This window comes from Leclercia sp. TB492 (genome assembly GCF_049974505.2).
Lineage (GTDB): Bacteria > Pseudomonadota > Gammaproteobacteria > Enterobacterales > Enterobacteriaceae > Enterobacter > Enterobacter adecarboxylatus_C.
In genome coordinates, this window is the sequence record NZ_CM127572.1 from 1,883,839 (window position 1) to 1,905,892 (window position 22,054).

Genomic DNA, 22,054 nt, shown 5'->3' on the forward strand with positions numbered 1-22,054 from the left:
ATGGCGCTTACAAAAGCTGAAATGTCCGAATATCTGTTTGATAAGCTTGGGCTTAGCAAACGGGATGCCAAAGAGCTGGTTGAGCTGTTTTTCGAAGAGATCCGTCGCGCTCTGGAAAATGGTGAGCAGGTAAAACTCTCCGGCTTTGGTAACTTTGATTTGCGCGACAAAAATCAACGTCCGGGCCGTAACCCGAAGACGGGTGAGGATATTCCCATTACAGCTCGCCGCGTGGTGACCTTCAGACCCGGCCAGAAGTTAAAAAGCCGTGTCGAAAACGCTTCACCCAAAGCAGAGTGATATGATCTAACCAAAAAGGCCGCTGATGCGGCCTTTTTTCTTTGCGCTGCTGTAAACCCACCGTAAAATCAGTTACATCATTCACCCGCATAATGACTCCGATGCCCGAACTTGCCCGTCAGCAGTACCGCGCCGATCTGCGTAAATTGCTCTTTCTGTTACTGGCGCTGGTTATCGCGCTGGGATTGAGCCTGTGCGCCGGCGATCGGTGGATTGGTCCTGAAGCGTGGTTCACTCCCCGTGGGGAGCTGTTTATCTGGCAAATCCGCCTGCCGCGTACGCTGGCCGTGGTGCTGGTGGGGGCAGCGCTGGCGCTCAGCGGAACTATCATGCAGGCGCTGTTCGACAACCCGCTGGCGGAGCCCGGATTATTGGGCGTATCGAACGGGGCCGGGGTAGGGCTGATTGCCGCCGTGATGCTCGGCGGCGGGACGTTATCGGGCTGGAGCTTAAGCCTCTGCGCCATCGCCGGGGCGCTGATCATCACCCTCATCTTGCTGCGTTTCGCCCGCCGTCACCTCTCCGTAAGCCGCCTGCTGCTGGCCGGGGTGGCGCTGGGAATCATCTGTAGCGCCCTGATGACCTGGGCAGTCTATTTTTCCACCGCCTTCGACCTGCGCCAGCTGATGTACTGGATGATGGGCGGTTTCGGCGGCGTGGACTGGGGGCAGGGCTGGCTGATGCTCCTGCTGGCGCCCGCCATCGTCTGGTCCTGCTTTCAGGCGCCGCCGCTGAACATTCTGGCGCTGGGGGAGATTTCGGCCCGTCAGCTCGGCCTGCCGCTCACCTTCTGGCGCAACACGCTGGTGGTCGCCATCGGCTGGATGGTGGGCGTGAGCGTAGCCCTGGCCGGCGCTATCGGCTTTATCGGTCTTGTCATTCCCCATATGCTGCGTTTGTGCGGTATTACCGATCACCGGCTGTTATTGCCCGCTGCGGCAGTGACGGGCGGCGCAACGCTGCTTTTCGCGGATATCATCGCGCGCCTGGCGCTCAATGCCGCGGAGCTGCCCATTGGGGTGGTGACTGCGACACTGGGCGCACCCGTGTTTATCTGGCTACTCTTAAAAGCCGGACGTTAAGTACAGCCCATCTGAAACACAACCTGAGAGAATGCTATGCCGAACGATATTCTGAACACCGAAGTGACGACCATTGATGGCAAAACCACGACCCTTGCGGACTATAAAGGGAAGGTGCTGCTGGTGGTGAACGTGGCATCGAAATGCGGTCTGACGCCGCAGTATGAGCAGCTCGAAAATATCCACAAAGCATGGGAAAAGGACGGGTTTACCGTGCTCGGTTTCCCATGCAACCAGTTCCTCGGCCAGGAGCCCGGTAGCGAAGAGGAGATCAAAACCTTCTGTAGCACTACCTATGGCATTACCTTCCCGATGTTCAGCAAAATCGATGTCAATGGCGAAGCCCGTCACCCGCTGTACCAAAAATTGATTGCCGCCGCCCCGGTGGCTGTCGCTCCTGAAAGCAGCGGTTTTTATGAGCGTCTGGCAAGCAAAGGCCGTGCGCCGCTCTATCCTGATGACATTTTATGGAATTTCGAAAAATTCCTGATTGGCCGCGATGGGGAAGTGGTCCAGCGTTTTGCGCCGGATATGACCCCTGAGGATCCGATCCTGATGGAAGCGATCAAGCTGGCACTCGCGAAGTAATGTCGATGCTGATGCAGCTCAATGGCGTGACGGAAACCGGGCGTCTGCAAGCGATTTCCGCCCAGGTTAATGCGGGGGAGATCCTGCACCTGGTCGGCCCGAACGGGGCAGGTAAAAGCACATTGCTTGCGCGTATGGCCGGGTTGAGCACCGGGCCGGGCGAAATCCTGTTGCAGGGCGAGCCGCTCCCCCGGTGGTCCCCTGCGTCGCTGGCCTGCCGCAGGGCTTATCTGGCCCAGCAGCAAAGCGCGCCGTTCGCCATGCCGGTCTGGCACTATCTGACGCTGCATCAGTACGACAAACAGCAAAAAACGTTGTTAAGTGACGTGGCGGGGACGCTGGGTATCGAGGATAAACTTTCTCGCCACGTCAGCCAGCTCTCCGGCGGGGAGTGGCAGCGCGTGCGGCTGGCTGCCGTGATCCTGCAAATCCACCCTGGCGGCAATCCGCACGGCCAGCTATTGTTGCTGGACGAGCCGATGAACAGTCTCGACGTCGCCCAGCAGGTGGCCCTCGACCGGCTGTTAAGCGCCCTGTCACGGCAGGGGATTGCGGTGGTTATGAGCAGCCACGATTTGAACCATACGCTGCGCCACGCCCATCGCGTCTGGCTGCTGAAGCGGGGGTTGCTTATCGCCAGCGGCGCGCGGGACAGCGTGCTGACGCCGCCGAATCTGGCTAAAGCCTACGATATGTCATTTCGCCGTCTGGACATCGAAGGTCACAGAATGATCATTTCGACGTCCCAGGAATAACCGCTTGTTGCACAGCGACATATTCACAGGCTAAATTACGGAAAGCACAAAAATCAGAGGATTCGTCTGGAATGCGATTCTGTTTTCTTCTTGTGGCCACGCTATTTCTTGCAGGATGCAGCAGCCATCGCGCACCGCCTCCGAACGCGCGGCTGTCCGATTCTATTGCCGTGATTGCCGGCCTGAACGATCAGCTGCATCACTGGAGCGGCACCCCTTATCGCTATGGCGGCATGACGCGTGGCGGGATTGATTGTTCAGGATTTGTGCTCCTGACCTTCCGCGACCAGTTTGCGCTACAGCTGCCGCGTGAAACGCGCCAGCAGGCCACCATTGGCACCGAAATTGACAAAGATGAGCTGCTTCCGGGCGATCTGGTGTTTTTCAAAACCGGCTCCGGCGAAAGCGGGCTACACGTCGGGATATATGACACCGACAATCAATTTATTCATGCCTCTACCAGTCGTGGTGTGATGCGCTCTTCCCTCAATAACGTCTACTGGCGTAAAAATTTCTGGCAAGCCCGACGTATTTAACCCTGTCGCGCCGCGCGGCGCGACATTCTCTTTCATCCGTAAATGTTATTCGTTAGTGAGCTTTAATTGTGGAGAATTGCTTAGCCGCTGAATTAATTTGAAGCAATTCTGTTAGTTAGCGACAACTGGCTATTAAGCACTATCCAGGATAAGATTATTTCAGGACTAAGGAAAATCCGAATATTTAATGGAACGAATGAAATTAATCTTATTAAAATCCATAAAGTTGAATTGCTTCAGCATATGTTTCAGGATGTCTTGTATCGTTTTTAAACCGGGTCGGACGCCATGATTGTGATGCTGGATATTGCTTATCAGTCTGAATTGTTATTACTGCCTGCGCGGAATGACTCAGGATCGCTGACAGGCCTTGAAATAGTCGTGAACTTTGTTGGTGTGGATAACCAGGTCCGCATTCCGACCGAACTGGTGCGCCCGTATCTCTCCCCTGAGCAAGAGCTGATGCTGTTTCAGGAACAGCTGGCGATGCTCGACAGCTGCAAACTCTTTTTTATTCAGCAGCAGCTGACAGCATGGATAAATATCTCTCCGGCCATCGTTGAATACCTGTTAACAGAAGAAAACGGTGCTGCAATAAGTGAGCAACATCCGTGGCTGGAGTTCTGCATTAATGAGAATTATCCCGATCTGAATAAAGGCAATATGAATACGGCCCTGATGGACTTTGCCCTGCGTTTTCCGCTGGTGCTTGGCAATTTCGGCGCCGGGGATGCCTCCACCAAAGCCATTTTTGATGGCATGTTTAAACGCGTGGCGCTGGATAAAAACTTCATTCAACAGCATTTAACAGATAATACATTCGAGCTGTTATTAAAGGCGATCATGACTCAGGTCTCGCCCTACTGTCAGTCATTGATGGTGGCGGGCGTGGACGACGACCTTACCCTGCAGCGGCTGTCGGCATTTGGCTTCAGCGCCATGCAGGGCGGCTTGTGGCCTGCCGTTCCCCTTGAGCGCATTACCACCCTGGTGCAGGGATAACCCTTACCTTACCCGGTGTTTAACCTCTGATAAACCCACTACACTAAAAGCAGGAGGACCTATGACCCTGTCTTTTACCGCGCACTGGCATGATGAATTACCCGGCTTTTATACGGCTCTGAAACCCACTCCACTCAATAATGCCCGCTTGATCTGGCATAACACGGCGCTGGCCACCGAGCTGGCGATCCCGGAGTCGCTGTTTAGCCCCGAACAGGGCGCTGGCGTGTTTGGCGGCGAAACCCTGCTGCCGGGCATGCAGCCGCTGGCCCAGGTTTACAGCGGCCATCAGTTCGGCGTCTGGGCCGGGCAGCTGGGGGACGGGCGGGGGATCCTGCTCGGCGAACAGCAACTCGCCAACGGGCAAACGATGGACTGGCACCTGAAAGGCGCCGGGCTCACCCCTTATTCACGTATGGGCGACGGGCGCGCCGTGCTGCGTTCGACCATCCGTGAAAGCCTGGCCTCGGAAGCGATGCACGCCCTCGGGATCCCCACCACTCGCGCGCTGTCGATCGTCACCAGCGACACGCCTGTGGCACGTGAGACCATGGAGCAGGGGGCAATGCTGATCCGCGTGGCTCAAAGTCACGCCCGCTTCGGTCATTTCGAACACTTCTACTATCGCCGCGAGCCGGAGAAAGTTCGCCAACTGGCGGATTTTGTCATCAAGCATCACTGGCCGCAGTTGCAGGACGATGCCGATAAATACATCCTCTGGTTCCGCGATGTGGTGACGCGGACTGCCGCGCTGATCGCCAGCTGGCAGACGGTGGGCTTTGCCCACGGGGTGATGAATACCGATAACATGTCGATCCTCGGTCTGACCATCGACTACGGCCCGTACGGCTTCCTCGACGACTATCAGCCGGGCTATATCTGCAACCATTCCGACTATCAGGGGCGCTACAGCTTTGATAACCAGCCGGCGGTGGGGCTGTGGAACCTGCAGCGGCTGGCACAGTCCCTGTCGCCGTTAATCGATGTTGACGCCCTCAACGACGCGCTGGATGGCTATCAGGAGGTGCTCCTGCAGCAGTATGGCAAGCTGATGCGCCGTAAGCTGGGGCTGATGACCCAGGAGCGGGGCGACAACGACATCCTGAATAACCTGTTTGCGCTGATGGCGCGGGAAGGCAGTGACTACACCCGCACCTTCCGCATGCTGGGCCAAACCGAGCAGCACAGCGCCGCCTCGCCGCTTCGCGACGAATTTATCGACCGGCAGGCCTTCGATGACTGGTTCGCGACCTACCGCGAACGTCTCCAGCGGGAGAATATCGCGGATGACGAGCGTCAGACACAGATGAATGCCGTTAACCCGGCGATGGTGCTGCGCAACTGGCTGGCGCAGCGGGCGATCGAGCAGGCGGAGAAAGGCGATTACGCCGAACTGCACCGGTTGCACGAGGCGCTGCGTACGCCGTTTGCCGACCGCAACGATGACTACATCAGCCGCCCCCCCGACTGGGGTAAGCGGCTGGAAGTAAGTTGTTCAAGCTAAGAGACGAGAAAAACCTGGGGAGTAGCGTTCAACGGATGCAGGCCCACATGTACCTGCGCGCCATACCAGCGCGCAAGGTCATCGGCCTTTAGCACCGACGGGGGCGTTCCCTGGGAGACAATCCTCCCCTCGTGCAGGAGCACGATCCGGTCGGCCCATAAGGCGGCCAGATTGAGATCGTGCAGCACTACGCAGACGTGCAAGTTCCCGTCCGCAGTCAGCGTTTTCAACAGCCGCAGCAGATGCTGCTGGTGGTAAAGATCCAGCGCCGAGGTGGGCTCATCGAGGAACAGCCAGCCGCGCGGCGCGGCGTCGCACCACAGCTGCGCCAGTGCCCGGGCCAGCTGTACCCGCTGCTGCTCTCCGCCCGACAGGGCCGCATACTGACGACCCGCCAGCGGCTGACAGCCGGTGAGCTGCATCACCTCGCTGACGATCTGCGCTTCAGGCTGCGGCGTCCAGGGCGAACGTCCCATCCCGATCACCGCCTCCACCGGCCAGTCAAAGCCCAGCTGAGTTTGCTGGCGCATCACCGCCCGCTGACGCGATAACGCCTGGGTACCCCACGCCGCCAGGGCTTTTCCGTCCAGCAGACAGCGCCCGGTATCCGGCCGGAGAAAACCGGTTAACAGACGCAGCAGGGTTGATTTCCCCGCGCCGTTGGGGCCGATCAGCGCCACCAGTTCGCCCTGTGCGAGCGACAGCGAGACATCGCGTACCACCGCCCGGCCTGCCACGCTATAAGACAGGCCTTCAGCCAGTAAGGGTTCAGCCATGCTGACCTCCACGCCGGAAAATGAGCCACAGGAACCAGGGCGCGCCGAGAATGCTGGTCAGCAACCCCACCGGCATCTCCGCCGGGGCGACCAGCGTGCGTGCGGCGGTATCGGCAATCAGCAGCAGAAAGGCCCCCGCCAGCACCGAGCCGGGGATCACCGCCCGGTGATCCGATCCCAGCCACATGCGCATCAGGTGCGGCACCACCAGACCGATAAAACCGATCACTCCGCTCACCGCCACCGCGGCGGCCACCAGCAGGGCGCTGCACAGGAGTAAAACCCGCTGAACGAGCCGCACGTCGACGCCCAGATAGTGCGCCTCCTCCTCACCCAGCTGCAGCAGGTTCAGGGCTGTAGCCAGCCGCCAGATCACCAGCACGGTGGGGATCATCAGCGAGGTCACCGCCAGCAGGGTGGACCATTGCGCCTGGCCGAGACTGCCCATCCCCCACAGTGAGAGCTGGCGCAGCTGGGCATCGTTACTGACCCAGGAGAGGACGCCCACCGCCGCCCCGCACAGAGCATTGATGGCGATCCCCACCAGCAGCAGACGCGAAAGCGAGTTCTCCCGCTGCTGGCTGAGGAGAAAAATCACTACGGTCGCCGCCAGCGCGCCGAGAAAGGCCGCCAGCATCGGGGCGTAGAGCATCAGCAGAGCGGGGAGGGATATGGGCAACACCACCCACAGGGCGACGGCGCAGGCGGCACCGCTGCTGATCCCGAGCAAACCCGGATCGGCGAGGGGGTTGCGAAACAGCCCCTGCATCACGCAGCCCGCCAGCGCCAGCGAGCCGCCAATCACCAGCGCCAGCAGCACCCGCGGCAGGCGAATAGTGAGCCAGATCTGACGCAGGGCTTCGTCACTGCCGCTCCACAGCAGGGACACCGGCAGGCGCAACGCGCCAAAACCGGTGGCCAGCAGCGTCATCACCGCCAGCGCCATTCCCAGTCCCCACAGGGAATAACCGATCCGGCGAGGCATCAGGGCAGTTGCTCGGCTTTGCTGCGCAGCTGTCCGATGGCCTGCGGGGTACGCACGCTAAACCCGAGCAGTGCCATATCATCAATCTGCAATACCTGTTTATGACGTCCCGCCGGGGTTTGCGCCAGACCTGGCAGCTTCCACAGATTGGCTTCTCCACCCATCGCCTTTAAGCCCTCCTGCGAAATCACCACCAGATCGGGCTGGCTGGCGATCACACCTTCCTGAGAGAGTGGCTGATAGCGGGAGAACCCCTGCATGGCGTTATGCAGACCGGCCGCGCGGATCGCCGCATCGGCCCCGGTCTCCTGCCCGGCGGCCATGGCGGTCATCCCGCCGTGGTTGAGGATAAACAGCACCCGCTTATCGATCGGTGAGGCGGGCAGCGCAGCCAGCTCCTGCCGCAGGCGCTTACGCAGGGTTTCCCCTTCGGCAATGCGGTGCGTCGCCTGGGCCACCACCCGCACTTTCTCGTCGATAACGCTGAGGGCATTACTGCCCGGCACCGTCACCACGCTGACGTTACTCTGCCCGACCTGTTTCAGCGCCAGCGAAGGCTGCGCCTGGGCGCTGGCTAAAACCAGCGTCGGGCGCATCGCCAGGATCCCCTCGGCATTGAGCTGGCGCAGGTAGCCCACGTCCGGCAGCGAGGTGGCCTGCTCCGGCCACTGGCTGGTGCTGTCGCGCGCCACCAGCGAGCCTTCGGCCCCCAGAGCGTAGATAATCTCCGTCACGTCGCCGCCGAGGGCGACGATCCTCTCCTGTACCGCGCCGATGGCGGCCAGCGGTAGGGCGACAAGCAGGGCGAGCAGTTTTCTCATGCGGCCAGCCCTTTTACCGTCAGGGCGTCAATCTGTGAACGCCACTGAATCTGCTCGGGCTCGCCTTCCGTGCGCTGACCGTACAGCTGGGCGATCTGCGTCCCGTCGGCGGCAAAGAGTTCGAGGCTGGTGACATGCCCGTCGGCGGTCGGTTTGCGGGTCACCCAGCTTTCAGCGATGGTCTCTTCCAGCAGATGCAGGGTAAAGGCCGGGTTGAAGATGTTCAGCCAGCCCTTCATCGGAACCACTTTTTCCACCGCGCCGGTGAAGATCTGCACGCAGCCGCGGTTGCCAACGAAAATCATGATCTCGTTGCCGTCCTGACGGGCGCTATTCAGCAGCTGCACCAGGGCGCTGTTATCCACCTGACAGGCGAGGTCGTCCCCCACCAGACGGAACGCCTGTTGCCGGGTCAGACTGTGGCGCTTCAGCAGGCCGAAGAACTGGTGGACGTCGGTCATGGCGCGCCACTCGCTGTCCACCGTCGCAGCGTCGGGATTCGCCACGTTAACTGCCGGGTCGGCGGCTTTCAGCGCCAGCGGCGGGTTATCGGCGAAGATAAAGCGGGACAGCAGGTCGCCCCAGGCAGCCATGTCCGTGTTGTCGGTGGCATAGACCTTCAGCAGCGCATCGCCCTGATGGTCGAAAAACTGAATGCTCTGGCGTTCGCCGCGGGGAGTGGTTTCGGTGATATGAAACGCGCTGGCCCACTGGTGGAGGAACAGGCGCAGATCCAGCGCGCGCGGGTTGAGCACCAGTCCGGCATGGCCGTTCAGGTGTTGGTTAGTGAAGGTGCCCACCTGCTCATGAACCGCATACTCGTTGCGGCAGATGCATTTGGTTTCGCCTGCCGCTTCCAGCGCGCTGAGGATCTCGCGAATTTCACCGTGCAGACGCCACGCGTCATGTCCTACCCGGGCCCAGGTCAGTTCGGCTTCGCTGATGTTCATCAGGGCAGCGATGTCCCGCGCGTATTTTCCCGGGTTTTCTTGTTTGAGTTCAAGCCAGCGTGTGTAGTGATTCATTGTCTCTTCCTTCCGGATAAATACCCCGGCAGCGCCGGGGCAGGGTAATTACCACTGATAACTCACGAAAATCTTGCCGTTGCGGCCATCCTGCGGGATGCCCTGCGGGGACCAGTACTCTTTGTCAAAGGCGTTGCCAAGCACCAGGGTGGTGGTCACGCCTTTCAGCGCCTGTTGACCCTGATAGCTGACGTAGAAATCATTCACCGCGTAGCCCGGCTGGTGGCTGTAACTGCTGCTCACGTGAGTGGAGCGATCGGCAAAGGTGCCGATCCAGCCGACGCTAAAGCCGCTCTGCGCCAGGGGGACATCCAGCTTGCTGGAGACGGTGTCCGGGCTGATGCTGGAGATGTACTCCCCGGTGTCGGTGTCTTTACCCCGGGTGCGGTTATAGGCCACGTCGAGGTTAAACAGGCTGGCGGAGTATTTCGCCATCACGTCCCAGCCCCAGATTTTGGCGTTCGGCACGTTGTACGACATGGTTGTCGCGGCGGCAAAATCGACGGTGGTGGAGATGTAATCTTTAGCATGGGTATCAAAGTAGCTGGCTTTGAACTCCAGCGCATCGTCAGCCAACAGCAGATCGTCAAAGCGCAGACCGAACCCGTACTCCTGGGTTTCATTGGTTTCCGGGCGCAGGTTCGGGTTCGGCACCCAGTAGTTGGTGTAGAACCGGCCAATGGAGAAGTGTTTCGCGTCGTTATACATTTCCCCCATCGTCGGGGCGCGGAAGGCCTGGGCATAAGAGCCGAACAGCATCAGCCAGTCCGCGGGGGACAGGGTGATCCCGGCGCGGGAGGACCATTTATCGGCATCCACATCCTCATAGCCGTCGCTGCTGCCGCTGTAGTTATCGTAGCGGGTACCGCCCAGCAGGGTGATCGGCAGGTCGCGCAGTGTGATCTCATCCTGGATCCAGCCGGAGCTAAAGTCGATGCTCGCATCAGGGAAGCCGGTGGTGGCCCCGGACGGCTCCTGCTCCTGACGGTAGTACTCCCCGCCGTAGGTCAACAGATGCGAGGCGAAGGAGTCGGCGAACAGGCGGGTGCGGTTCTCTACTTTGCCGCCTTTGGTAGTCTGCTGGCGGAATTCGCCGGTGCCATCGATGTTCTGAGCATTAATACGCGCCTCGGACCAGTAAAGGCGGGCATCGGCGTTCAGCCAGTCGTTGCCTTCCGGGGCAATGTGATACCCCAGCTGAACATCCCGCTGAATGGTGGAGCGGTCGGTCATCGGGTTGCTGCTGTCTTCCGCCTCGATGGTCTGCGGGTTTTTCGGCTCCTGCGCCGCATTATTGTAATAGCGCAGCGAGCCGCTCAGGGACTGGGCCCGATCCATCTGCCAGCTGCCTTTGGCCAGCATATTGTTGATCGATTCGTCATTCGGCGCAGTGCCGCCGCCGCCCTGGCGGATATCCCCGCGATCCCGGCTCGACCAGGCCACCAGGCCGTCAAGGGTATCGGTGCGGCCAAAGGCGCTGGCACCCATGCCGAGGCTGTGATCGCCGGTGGCGGCGGTGCCAAACACGCGGTAGCCGCTGGTTTGTCCGGCCTGGAGCAGATCTTTTGCATCGGCGGTGTCATAGGCGATCACCCCGCCCATCGCGCCGCTGCCGTACAGCAGGGCGGACGGCCCGCGCACGATCTCGATACGCTTAATCAGGGCCGGATCGAGGAAGGTGCTGTTCAGGTGACCGGTATCGGTGCCCTGGCGCACGCCATCAACCAGCACCAGCACGCCGCGGCGATCGTACCCGCGCAGATTAACGTCCTGGCCGTTGGTGCGCCCGGTGCCGTCGAGGGTCAGGCCGGGCACGTGGCGCAGCAGATCGGCGGCGGAACTGGCGGTTTGATTTTCCGGGGCGGTGGCGTCAATGACGCTGACCATCATCGGGGCTTCAAAGGCGCTGCGGGCATTACCGGTGGCGGTAACGGTCATGTCGTCGGTGGCGGCAACAGCCGCTCCCGGCAGGGCGCTGACGATCGCCAGTGCCAGCAGCGACGGGCGTAAAGACGCGGTATTCAGGTATGGCATGAGCCACTCTCCATTTAAAAGTGAAAAGCGCTGGCTGCCTGGGGGGAACCTGGGTGGCTGGCGGGGGACTTATTTTGTGAGGATTAATTTTCCGGCATGTGTCTGACGCAGCAGGTAGTGCTGGCCGTCATGCTCAATAATGACGCGGCCCTCTTCGCCCAACAGGTGTTTACTGTCGATTCGGCGATCGGTTGCGCCTGGGGCTGGCTGTGTTTTGTCTTCAGGACGAGTGAGCGTTGCTGCAGTGTTATCCATACGTGACATAATGTTTTTCAAAATAGCAATCAATGTAACAATGATAATCATTATCAACAAATCGATTTTGACGGCAAGCGTTTTATGAAAAAACAGTGAGGTGGGAATTGTGCGGCCTGGGAAAAAGCCGGGTGGCGCTGCGCTTACCCGGCCTACGGTATCGCTTTTCCAGGCCCGGTAAGGCGAAGCCGCCACCGGGCAGGGATTTTAAAAACGACTGTTAACTGCTGAGGCAAGTTTATCCAGCAGGAGCTCGGTATCTTCCCAGCTCAGGCAAGGATCGGTGATCGACTGGCCATAGGTGATGGGCTGACCGACCACTACTTTCTGCGTTCCTTCGCGCAGGAAGCTTTCGGCCATGATCCCGGCGATGGCGGTGGAGCCGTTGCGGATCTGCTGGCAAATCTCATCGCAAACGTCCAGCTGACGGCGGTGCTGTTTCTGGCAGTTGCCATGGCTGAAATCCACCACCAGCTGCTCGGGAAGGTCGAATTCACGCAGGGTATCGCAGGCTTCCGCAATATCCTGGGGGTGATAATTCGGCTGTTTGCCGCCGCGCATGATGATATGGCCATATGGGTTGCCGCTGGTCTGATAGATGGTCATCTGACCGTTCTTGTCCGGCGACAGGAACATATGGCTGGCGCGGGCGGCGCGGATAGCGTCTACCGCGATGCGGGTATTACCGTCAGTACCGTTTTTAAAGCCCACCGGGCAGGAGAGCGCCGAAGCCATTTCACGGTGGATCTGGCTTTCGGTGGTGCGGGCGCCGATAGCCCCCCAGCTAATCAGATCGGCGATAAACTGTCCGGTCACCATATCGAGGAATTCGGTGGCGGTGGGAACGCCCAGCTCGTTGACCTGCAACAGCAGCTTGCGCGCCAGCTGAATGCCGTGGTTCACCCGGTAGCTGCCGTTCAAATCGGGATCGGAGATCAGCCCTTTCCAGCCCACCACGGTGCGTGGTTTCTCGAAGTAGGTGCGCATCACGATTTCCAGACGTGCATGGTGTTTAACCCGCAGTCCCTTCAGGCGCTGGGCATAGTCCATCGCGGCATCAAGGTCGTGAATAGAACAGGGGCCAACAATCACCAGCAGCCGGCGATCTTCACCGTTTAGAATTTTTTCAATACGTTTACGTGACGTTGTCACGTTTTCTGCCACTGCCGCAGAAACAGGGTACCGCTGGGCCAGTTCAGCTGGCGTCACCAGGCTATCGATACGCGCTGTGCGGAGTTCATCGGTTTTATTCATGGTATTTCTCAGAATGTAGTGCTTCAACGGTAACTTACCGGGAAGTGATGGGCATCACCTTAAACCAATCCCCGCTGAATTCAAGTGCAGGGCACAAGCGGTGCCCTGTTGTGGGGTGGGAGTATAAAGGAATATGGACTGATGTACTAGTCTATTAGTACATGCGGCGATTGAGGCCCATAATGTCGAGGATTTTGGTGGCGATCTCTTCTACCGAATAGTTGGTACTGTTCAGCCACGGAATGTTGTTTTTACGATACAGGGCTTCAACTTCGGCTACCTCCAGCCGGCACTGGCGCATCGAGGCGTAGCGACTGTTCTCCCGACGCTCTTCACGGATCGCCGCCAGCCGTTCCGGGTTAATGGTCAGACCAAAGAGCTTATGCTGCAGGGGTTTGAGCGCTGCCGGAAGGACGAGGTTGTCCATATCGTCGGCAATAAAGGGGTAGTTTGCCGCGCGGATCCCGAACTGTAACGCCAGATAGAGGCTGGTGGGGGTTTTCCCGCAGCGCGAGACGCCGAGCAGAATGACCTGGGCCTGATCGAGGTTACGCATCGAGATGCCGTCATCATGGGCGAGGGTGTAATCAATGGCGGCGATACGGGCATCATACTTGATGATATTCGCCGGGTTCAGGCCGTGGGTACGGTGCGCCACCGGGGTCGGATCCAGCTTTAACTCCTGCTGCAGCGGGGCCACCAGCGCCTGCACAATGTCCTGACAGAAGCCTTCACTTTGCAGAATGATATTGCGAATTTCCGGGATCACAATCGAGTAGAACACCAGAGGCCGCTCACCGGTCTGCTGGAAAATGGCGTCGATTTGATCTTTTACCGCTCGGGCACGGCTTTCGTTTTCCACGAACGGCAACGTGATGCTATTGATGGAAACCGGGAATTGCGACATCACCGCATGGCCCAACACTTCGGCGGTGATCGCCGTACCATCGGAAATATAAAAAACGTGGCGATCGACAGCATTATCCATTTTGCACACTCTGTATATCAGATGTAATTGACTGAAAGCATAAATTAAAAAAGTAAAATACAACAGTCAGCGCGGGAGGGAAATTAAAAATGAAACGCTATTTTTATTTTTAATGAAAGGGGTGTTTCATTTTTCAAAATCACCCTAAAGTCTGAGTTTTTTTGTGGGAATCCATACGAATCATTAGGTTAGCATTTAAGCGGGAACAGTCTGAAAAGCTAAAAAATAAAAGTGCTTACACGATTCACCGTTTTTTTAGCGCGAATAAATATGACAGTATAAATACGCAGTAAGGAGTTTCTTAAAACCCGTTCATATATCACAAAAGGATTGTTTCGATGTCCAACAATGGCTCGTCACCGCTGGTGCTTTGGTATAACCAACTCGGCATGAATGATGTAGACAGAGTTGGAGGCAAAAATGCCTCCCTGGGTGAAATGATTACGAATCTGTCCAGTATGGGTGTCTCCGTACCGAATGGATTTGCGACTACCGCCGATGCGTTTAACTATTTTCTGGACCAAAGCGGCGTAAACCAGCGCATTTACGAACTACTGGATAACACGGACATTGATGATGTCTCTGAGCTTGCCAAAGCCGGGACCCAGATCCGCCAGTGGATCATCGATACACCTTTCCAGCCTGAACTGGAAAAAGCCATTCACGACGCCTACAACCAGCTCTCTGCTGATGATGCTCAGGCCTCCTTTGCCGTGCGCTCCTCTGCTACCGCAGAAGATATGCCGGACGCCTCGTTCGCCGGGCAGCAGGAGACCTTCCTCAACGTGCAGGGCTACGATGCCGTGCTGGTGGCGGTAAAACATGTGTTTGCCTCCCTGTTTAACGACCGCGCCATCTCCTATCGCGTGCATCAGGGTTATGACCACCGCGGCGTTGCGCTGTCGGCGGGCGTGCAGCGCATGGTGCGTTCGGATCTGGCCTCGTCAGGCGTGATGTTCTCTATTGATACCGAATCGGGTTTCGATCAGGTGGTCTTTATCACTTCCGCCTGGGGTCTGGGCGAGATGGTGGTGCAGGGTGCCGTTAACCCGGACGAGTTCTACGTTCACAAACCGACCCTGGCCGCAGATCGCCCGGCTATCGTGCGCCGCACCATGGGTTCGAAAAAAATCCGCATGATCTACGCTCCGACCCAGGAGCATGGCAAGCAGGTGCGGATTGAAGATGTGCCGCAGGAGCAGTGCGACCGCTTCTCCCTGACCGATGCCGAAGTGCAGGAGCTGGCGAAGCAGGCGGTGCAGATCGAGAAACACTACGGCCGTCCGATGGATATCGAGTGGGCCAAAGATGGCAACACCGGCAAACTGTTCATTGTCCAGGCGCGTCCGGAAACCGTGCGTTCCCGCGGTCAGGTGATGGAGCGTTACACGCTGCATGCCCAGGGCAATATCATTGCTGAAGGCCGTGCCATCGGCCACCGCATCGGCGCGGGCCCGGTGAAAGTCATTCACGACATCAGCGAAATGAATCGTATCCAGCCGGGCGACGTGCTGGTGACCGACATGACCGACCCGGACTGGGAACCGATCATGAAAAAGGCGGCGGCGATTGTCACCAACCGTGGCGGTCGCACCTGTCACGCGGCAATCATCGCCCGTGAGCTGGGTATTCCGGCCGTGGTCGGCTGCGGTGACGCCACCGAGCGCATGAAGGACGATCAGAACGTCACGGTCTCCTGCGCAGAAGGCGATACGGGCTACGTCTACGCCGAGATCCTCGACTTTAGCGTGAAGAGCTCCAGCGTCGACACCATGCCGGATCTGCCGCTGAAGATCATGATGAACGTCGGTAACCCGGACCGCGCCTTTGACTTCGCCTGTCTGCCAAACGAAGGCGTTGGCCTGGCGCGTCTGGAGTTCATCATCAACCGCATGATCGGGGTTCACCCGCGCGCGCTGCTGGAATTTGACGACCAGGATCCGAAGCTGCAGAAAGAGATCCGCGAGATGATGAAGGGTTACGACTCGCCGAAGGAGTTCTACGTCGGCCGTCTGACCGAAGGGATCGCCACTCTGGGCGCGGCGTTCTTCCCGAAACGCGTCATTGTGCGTCTCTCTGACTTCAAATCTAACGAATATGCCAACCTGGTGGGCGGCGAGCGTTACGAGCCGGAAGAAGAGAACCCGATGCTGGGCTTCCGCGGCGCCGGTCGTTACGTCTCTGACAGCTTCCGCGACTGCTTTGCGCTGGAGTGCGAGGCGGTGAAACGCGTGCGCAACGACATGGGGCTGACCAACGTCGAGATCATGGTGCCGTTCGTGCGTACCGTCGATCAGGCGAAAGCGGTTGTCGACGAGCTGGCCCGTCAGGGGCTGAAACGCGGCGAGAACGGACTCAAAATCATCATGATGTGTGAGATCCCGTCCAACGCCCTGCTGGCAGAGCAGTTCCTGGAACACTTCGACGGCTTCTCTATCGGCTCCAACGATATGACGCAGCTGGCGCTGGGTCTGGATCGCGACTCCGGCGTGGTCTCTGCGCTCTTTGATGAGCGTAACGAGGCGGTGAAAGCGCTGCTGTCGATGGCCATCCGCGCCGCGAAGAAACAGGGCAAATACGTCGGCATCTGCGGTCAGGGGCCTTCCGACCATGAAGACTTTGCTGCCTGGCTGATGGAAGAGGGGATCGACAGCCTGTCCCTTAACCCGGACACCGTGGTGCAAACCTGGCTGAGCCTGGCGGAACTGAATAAGTAACGCTGCGCTTCTGCAACGAATAAAGGCGAGGACTTTGGTCCTCGCCTTTTTATTTAGAGCAACTAACCTGCTGTAATGGCAGGTTTTTCTTTATGGTTGCCGAATTCTGGATAAAAAAAAGCCCATCGTGGGAGATGGGCAAAGACTACACACAGCAATTCGTTGTTTCACTCAGGGGATTTCCATGCTTATAAATCAAGGTGTTGTTGATTCATAACCGTGACCTAATAGTAGGCATGGGGAATTTTTGCGTCGATCAGATTCGTCTCAATAGTTTAAAGAAAGTGAAGATTTTATGAGAGTAATGAGGCAATTGCGGATAAAAACGGGTTTAGCTGCGCTTAAGGGAAATTGAAATGATAAGTGACGCTTAACATTCTGGTGGGCGAACCCACCAGAACCTGAATTTACTTCTTCAGCTCTTCCGTCTCGTTCAGCGCTTCAAGCAGCGCGTCGGGATCGGTCGGCGGCAGCGGGACTTCGTGTACCCACGCGGAGAACAGTCGCCAGGAGACCGCCAGCAGCACCGGCCCGATAAACAGACCGATCATCCCGAAGGCAATCAACCCGCCGATAACGCCAGAGAGGATCAGGATTAACGGCAGGTCGGCGCCCATGCGAATCAGTATTGGACGAATGACGTTATCCATCGTGCCCACCACGCAGCTCCACACCAGCAGCACCGTGCCCCAGGTGGTATCACCGCTCCAGTAGAGCCAGACAATTGCCGGGACCAGCACCAGCAGAGGCCCCAGCTGCATCAGACAGGTTAACAGCATCAGCACGGTAAAGAGGGTGGCATAAGGCACGCCGGAAATCGCCAGACCAATTCCGCCCAGCACCGACTGCACCAGCGCCGTCACCACCACGCCCAACGCAACCGCACGCACGGCCTGCGCCGCCAGCAGCATCGCCGCATCGCCGCGGGCGGAGGCCAGACGGGTCGCAAAATGACGAACCCCGAGCGCTACCTGCTCGCCGCGCCAGTAGAGCAGGGCGCTGAACAGCAGCATCAACACGCAGTGGACAACAAAGCGGCCCAGGTGCGCGGCGGTACCGACAAACCAGGTGGTGGTCGCGCCAACATAAGGCCGCACCTTCGCCATGATGGCGCTGCCGCCCATATCCAGCAGGTTATGCCAGCCGGCATAGAGCTTATCGCCAATCAGCGGGATATCGTTCAGCCAGTCCAGCGTTGGTAAGGTCATATCCCCGCTGGTGATGCTGGTGATGAGCGGGCCGCTGCCGTCCACCAGGCTATTCACCAGTAGGGCAACGGGGATGACAAACAGCAGCACCAGCAGCAGCGTCATCACCAACACCGCCAGCGCGCGGCGACCAAACAGCAAGCGCTCTAAACGGAGAAACAGCGGCCAGGTGGCGATGACTACCGTCCCCGCCCAGGCAAAGCCAAGAATGAAGGGTTGAACAATCCACAGACACGCAATAATCATGATTGCCAGAAACAGCACCGACAGCAAAACTTGTGCAACGTCCCTGGGCTGGTGTCGATTGACCATAGTTGAAATTTACCTTTGAAGGACACCGGAAAGACCGGTGAGAACAGGAAACTGCATCACTCTAATCATTAGTGATTTCAGCGATTTTTAACAGGCTGATTCTGCCTGTAATTCTGTCGGGCGCATATGAATAAAATGTGATACAAAATGTGAGATACAACGCAAACGATTATCTACAACAATTCAGATGGGGCAGGGTCGACAGTAATGATCCCACAAATTTCTCAGGCACCCGGCGTCGTTCAGCTGGTGCTCAATTTTTTGCAGGCTTTGGAGCAACAGGGTTTTACCGGCGATACCGCCACACGTTATGCCGACAGGCTGACCATGGCGACCGACAACAGTATCTACCAGCTACTTCCCGATGCAGTCGTTTTTCCCCGTTCTACCGCTGATGTGGCCCTGCTGGCCCGTGTAGCATCCCAGGAGCGTTTCGCTTCGCTGATCTTTACCCCCCGCGGCGGCGGCACCGGCACCAACGGCCAGGCGCTGAATACCGGGATCGTTGTCGACATGTCCCGCTATATGAACCGCATCATTGAGATCAACCCGGAAGAGGGGTGGGTGCGGGTTGAAGCCGGGGTGATCAAGGATCAGCTTAACCAGTACCTGAAGCCCTACGGCTACTTTTTTGCCCCGGAGCTGTCGACCAGTAACCGTGCCACCCTCGGCGGGATGATCAACACCGACGCCTCGGGCCAGGGCTCGCTGGTGTACGGCAAAACCTCCGATCACGTCCTCGGGGTGCGGGCGGTGCTGCTTGGCGGCGATATTCTTGATACCCAGCCCGTGCCGGTCGAACTGGCCGAGACGCTCGGGACGGACAACACCACCGCCGGGCGCATCTACCGCACCGTGCTGGACAGCTGTCGCGACAACCGCCAGCTGATTATCGATAAATTCCCGAAACTGAACCGCTTCCTGACCGGCTACGATCTGCGTCATGTCTTCAATGACGACCTGAGCCAGTTCGATTTGACCCGCATCCTGACCGGTTCAGAAGGCACGCTGGCCTTTATCACCGAGGCGCGTCTCGACATCACCCCGCTGCCAAAAGTGCGCCGGCTGGTGAACGTCAAGTACAACTCCTTTGACTCTGCGCTGCGTAATGCCCCCTTTATGGTGGATGCCCGCGCATTGTCGGTGGAAACCGTCGACTCCAAAGTGCTCAACCTGGCGCGGGAAGATATTGTCTGGCACTCGGTCAGCGAGCTGATCGCCGACGTGCCCGACAAAGAGATGCTGGGCCTGAACATCGTTGAGTTTGCCGGTGATGACGCCGAACTCATCGAAAGTCAGGTCGCGGCCCTGTGCCAGCGGCTCGACGAGCTGATCGCCCGGGGCGAGGGCGGGATAATTGGCTGGCAGCTGTGCAACGAGCTTGCCGGTATTGAGCGTATCTATGCGATGCGTAAAAAAGCGGTCGGCCTGTTGGGTAATGCCAAAGGGGCGGCCAAGCCGATCCCCTTTGCCGAAGATACCTGTGTCCCGCCGGAACACCTCGCCGACTATATTGTCGAATTCCGCGCCCTGCTCGACAGCCACGGCCTGAGTTACGGCATGTTCGGTCACGTCGATGCCGGGGTACTGCACGTTCGCCCTGCGCTGGACATGTGCGATCCGCAGCAGGAGATGCTGATGAAGCAGATCTCCGATGACGTGGTAGCCCTCACCGCGAAATACGGCGGCCTGCTGTGGGGCGAGCACGGGAAAGGGTTCCGCGCGGAGTACAGCCCGGCCTTCTTTGGCGAGGCGCTGTTTGGCGAACTGCGCAAAATCAAAGCGGCCTTTGATCCGGACAACCGGCTCAACCCTGGTAAAATTTGTCCGCCTGAGGGCGTTGATGCCCCAATGATGCAGGTAGACGCGGTGAAACGCGGCACCTTCGATCGCCAGATCCCGATTGCGGTGCGCGCTTCGTGGCGCGGCGCGATGGAGTGTAACGGCAACGGCCTGTGCTTTAACTTCGATGCCAAAAGCCCGATGTGCCCGTCGATGAAGATCACCAGCAACCGCATCCACTCCCCGAAAGGGCGCGCCACTTTGGTGCGCGAGTGGCTGCGTCTGCTGGCCGACCGCGGCGTGGATCCGCTGGCGCTGGAGAAAGAGCTGCCGGAAAAACGCGCCAGCCTGCGCACTCTCGTTGAGCGCACCCGTAACAGCTGGCACGCGCGCAAAGGGGAGTACGATTTCTCCCACGAGGTGAAAGAGGCGATGTCCGGCTGCCTGGCCTGTAAAGCCTGCTCTACCCAGTGCCCGATTAAGATCGACGTGCCGGAGTTCCGTTCGCGCTTCCTGCAGCTCTACCACAGCCGTTACCTGCGCCCGATGCGCGATCATCTGGTGGCGACGGTTGAGAGCTATGCCCCGCTGATGGCCCGCGCGCCGCGCACCTTCAACTTCTTTATCAACCAGCCGCTGGTGCGCAAACTGTCCGAGAAGCATATCGGCATGATTGACCTGCCGCTGCTCTCCACGCCGTCGCTGCAGCGCCAGCTGGTGGGCCATCGCTCCGCCAACCTGACCCTTGAGCAGCTGGAGGCCCTGAGCCCGGAGCAGAAAGCGAAAACCGTGCTGGTGGTGCAGGACCCGTTCACCAGCTATTACGACGCGCAGGTAGTGGCTGACTTTATTCGTCTGGTGGAGCGACTGGGCTATCAGCCGGTACTGCTGCCGTTCTCGCCGAACGGGAAAGCCCAGCACATTAAAGGTTTCCTCAATCGTTTCGCCAAAACGGCGCAAAAGACCTCTGACTTCCTTAGCCGGGTGGCGCTGCTGGGGATGCCGATGGTCGGCGTCGATCCGGCGCTGGTGCTTTGCTATCGCGATGAGTACAAGCAGACCCTCGGTGACAAGCGAGGCGACTTCCACGTGATGCTGGTACATGAGTGGCTCCCGGCGATTGTCGACGGGCAAGCCGCCCGGGAGACCAGCGGCGAATCCTGGTACCTGTTCGGCCACTGTACCGAAGTCACCGCGCTGCCGGGCGCTCCTGTCCAGTGGGCTACGATCTTTGCCCGCTTTGGTGCGAAGCTTGAGAGCGTCAGCGTCGGCTGCTGCGGCATGGCCGGGACCTACGGCCATGAGGTGGTGAACCACAAGAACTCGCTGGGGATCTATGAGCTCTCCTGGCATCAGGCGATGCAGCGTTTGCCGCGTAATCGCTGTCTGGCGACCGGCTACTCCTGCCGCAGCCAGGTGAAGCGCGTCGAGGGCAGCGGCGTACGCCATCCACTGCAGGCTTTACTGGAGATTATGGGATGATCTGGAAACGTGCTGTCACCCTGCAGGCGTTAAACGCCATGAGCGACGGGAACATGGTGGGGTTGCTGGACATTCAGTTTACCCGCATCGGCGAAGATGAACTGGAAGCGACCATGCCGGTGGACGGCCGCACTCATCAGCCGTTTGGCCTGCTGCACGGCGGCGCGTCGGTGGTGCTGGCCGAAACCCTGGGCTCGGTAGCGGGCTATCTCTGCACCGAAGGGGAGCAGAAGGTGGTGGGGCTGGAGGTCAATGCCAACCACATACGTTCCGTGCGCAGCGGGCGAGTGCGCGGCGTCTGTCGCGCTCTGCATACCGGCGGGCGACACCAGGTGTGGCAGATTGATATCTTCGATGAACAGCAGCGGTTGTGCTGCTCTTCGCGGTTGACGACCGCAGTCGTATAAAAGTGAAGGCCGCGAAAGCGGCCTTTTTACATTTCCATCTCATTGAAACAGCATTGATTTCTGACAGGTCGCAATTTATGTTAAATCCGACAGCATGAATCATGAGATTATTCTTATGCTCCTTCAAGAGCTAAGCCATGATGAGTGCCGGAGATAAGCGCCGGATGGAGCAAGAAACCCTTAAGACTATTCCAGTAGTCTTAAGGGTTTTCTTTTTTGCGCGGCCCATCTGCGGCCCTTG

19 protein-coding genes and 1 other RNA gene are annotated in these 22,054 nt (G+C 58.6%); 10 read left to right on the forward strand and 10 right to left on the reverse strand.

Annotated elements, in window-relative coordinates:
• The 7 genes from ihfA to selO all read left to right on the forward strand — a co-directional run bounded on the left by ihfA (window position 1) and on the right by selO (window position 5,767).
• Entirely contained in the window at window positions 1-300 is a 300-nt protein-coding gene (gene ihfA, locus ACP4QI_RS08815; protein WP_006820203.1) for an integration host factor subunit alpha, read from the forward strand.
• Between the two features lie 101 nt (window positions 301-401).
• On the forward strand, window positions 402-1,382 hold the full coding sequence (btuC, locus tag ACP4QI_RS08820) for a vitamin B12 ABC transporter permease BtuC (RefSeq protein ID WP_285127876.1): 981 nt from the start codon (window positions 402-404) through the stop codon (window positions 1,380-1,382).
• 36 nt (window positions 1,383-1,418) lie between these two features.
• Window positions 1,419-1,970, forward strand: a complete 552-nt coding sequence (locus tag ACP4QI_RS08825; protein ID WP_142489182.1) for a glutathione peroxidase — start codon at window positions 1,419-1,421, stop codon at window positions 1,968-1,970.
• Entirely contained in the window at window positions 1,970-2,725 is a 756-nt protein-coding gene (btuD, locus tag ACP4QI_RS08830; protein ID WP_426494850.1) for a vitamin B12 ABC transporter ATP-binding protein BtuD, read from the forward strand. Before ACP4QI_RS08825 ends, btuD begins: the two co-directional genes overlap by 1 nt.
• Before the next feature lie 71 nt (window positions 2,726-2,796).
• Complete coding sequence (locus ACP4QI_RS08835) at window positions 2,797-3,261, forward strand: NlpC/P60 family protein (protein ID WP_426494849.1); 465 nt, start codon at window positions 2,797-2,799, stop codon at window positions 3,259-3,261.
• Window positions 3,262-3,549: 288 nt separating this feature from the next.
• The gene (locus ACP4QI_RS08840) at window positions 3,550-4,263 is read left to right on the forward strand and encodes an EAL domain-containing protein (protein WP_285127874.1); all 714 of its coding nucleotides are present in this window, start codon (window positions 3,550-3,552) and stop codon (window positions 4,261-4,263) included.
• Window positions 4,264-4,324: 61 nt separating this feature from the next.
• Complete coding sequence (gene selO / locus ACP4QI_RS08845) at window positions 4,325-5,767, forward strand: protein adenylyltransferase SelO (protein ID WP_426494848.1); 1,443 nt, start codon at window positions 4,325-4,327, stop codon at window positions 5,765-5,767.
• Here the strand turns inward: selO and ACP4QI_RS08850 are convergent.
• The 8 genes from ACP4QI_RS08850 to ppsR all read right to left on the reverse strand — a co-directional run bounded on the left by ACP4QI_RS08850 (window position 5,764) and on the right by ppsR (window position 13,905).
• Window positions 5,764-6,543, reverse strand: a complete 780-nt coding sequence (locus ACP4QI_RS08850) for a heme ABC transporter ATP-binding protein (RefSeq protein WP_142489187.1) — start codon at window positions 6,541-6,543, stop codon at window positions 5,764-5,766. The two genes, selO and ACP4QI_RS08850, sit on opposite strands and share 4 nt — an antisense overlap.
• Window positions 6,536-7,528 carry a FecCD family ABC transporter permease gene (locus ACP4QI_RS08855; protein WP_426494847.1) on the reverse strand — a complete coding sequence of 331 codons (993 nt, stop codon included), beginning with the start codon at window positions 7,526-7,528 and terminating at the stop codon, window positions 6,536-6,538. Before ACP4QI_RS08855 ends, ACP4QI_RS08850 begins: the two co-directional genes overlap by 8 nt.
• On the reverse strand, window positions 7,528-8,349 hold the full coding sequence (locus ACP4QI_RS08860) for a heme/hemin ABC transporter substrate-binding protein (RefSeq protein ID WP_426494846.1): 822 nt from the start codon (window positions 8,347-8,349) through the stop codon (window positions 7,528-7,530). The genes ACP4QI_RS08855 and ACP4QI_RS08860 overlap by 1 nt, the downstream gene beginning before the upstream one ends.
• Window positions 8,346-9,374, reverse strand: a complete 1,029-nt coding sequence (gene chuS / locus ACP4QI_RS08865) for a hematinate-forming heme oxygenase ChuS (RefSeq protein ID WP_426494845.1) — start codon at window positions 9,372-9,374, stop codon at window positions 8,346-8,348. The genes ACP4QI_RS08860 and chuS overlap by 4 nt, the downstream gene beginning before the upstream one ends.
• A gap of 48 nt (window positions 9,375-9,422) precedes the next feature.
• On the reverse strand, window positions 9,423-11,408 hold the full coding sequence (locus tag ACP4QI_RS08870; RefSeq protein WP_426494844.1) for a TonB-dependent hemoglobin/transferrin/lactoferrin family receptor: 1,986 nt from the start codon (window positions 11,406-11,408) through the stop codon (window positions 9,423-9,425).
• 69 nt (window positions 11,409-11,477) lie between these two features.
• Window positions 11,478-11,714: a hemin uptake protein HemP gene (gene hemP, locus ACP4QI_RS08875; RefSeq protein WP_185902350.1), complete on the reverse strand. Its 237-nt coding sequence runs from the start codon at window positions 11,712-11,714 to the stop codon at window positions 11,478-11,480.
• Between the two features lie 156 nt (window positions 11,715-11,870).
• Window positions 11,871-12,917 carry a 3-deoxy-7-phosphoheptulonate synthase AroH gene (gene aroH / locus ACP4QI_RS08880; RefSeq protein WP_426494843.1) on the reverse strand — a complete coding sequence of 349 codons (1,047 nt, stop codon included), beginning with the start codon at window positions 12,915-12,917 and terminating at the stop codon, window positions 11,871-11,873.
• Between the two features lie 154 nt (window positions 12,918-13,071).
• Window positions 13,072-13,905, reverse strand: coding sequence for a posphoenolpyruvate synthetase regulatory kinase/phosphorylase PpsR (gene ppsR / locus ACP4QI_RS08885; RefSeq protein WP_142489193.1), 834 nt, complete (start codon window positions 13,903-13,905; stop codon window positions 13,072-13,074).
• Window positions 13,906-14,243: 338 nt separating this feature from the next.
• On the opposite strand from ppsR, the gene ppsA reads away from it, so the two are divergent.
• Entirely contained in the window at window positions 14,244-16,622 is a 2,379-nt protein-coding gene (ppsA, locus tag ACP4QI_RS08890; protein WP_285127865.1) for a phosphoenolpyruvate synthase, read from the forward strand.
• Between the two features lie 110 nt (window positions 16,623-16,732).
• Here the strand turns inward: ppsA and rprA are convergent.
• Both rprA and ydiK read right to left on the reverse strand, forming a co-directional pair.
• Window positions 16,733-16,843, reverse strand: an RNA gene (gene rprA / locus ACP4QI_RS08895) — antisense sRNA RprA.
• Between the two features lie 186 nt (window positions 16,844-17,029).
• Window positions 17,030-18,142, reverse strand: a complete 1,113-nt coding sequence (gene ydiK, locus ACP4QI_RS08900) for an AI-2E family transporter YdiK (protein WP_142489195.1) — start codon at window positions 18,140-18,142, stop codon at window positions 17,030-17,032.
• 207 nt (window positions 18,143-18,349) lie between these two features.
• Between ydiK and ydiJ the strand changes: the two genes are divergently transcribed.
• Entirely contained in the window at window positions 18,350-21,406 is a 3,057-nt protein-coding gene (gene ydiJ, locus ACP4QI_RS08905) for a D-2-hydroxyglutarate dehydrogenase YdiJ (protein ID WP_426494842.1), read from the forward strand.
• The gene (gene menI, locus ACP4QI_RS08910) at window positions 21,403-21,813 is read left to right on the forward strand and encodes a 1,4-dihydroxy-2-naphthoyl-CoA hydrolase (protein ID WP_285110838.1); all 411 of its coding nucleotides are present in this window, start codon (window positions 21,403-21,405) and stop codon (window positions 21,811-21,813) included. The genes ydiJ and menI overlap by 4 nt, the downstream gene beginning before the upstream one ends.
• Window positions 21,814-22,054 lie beyond the last annotated feature (241 nt).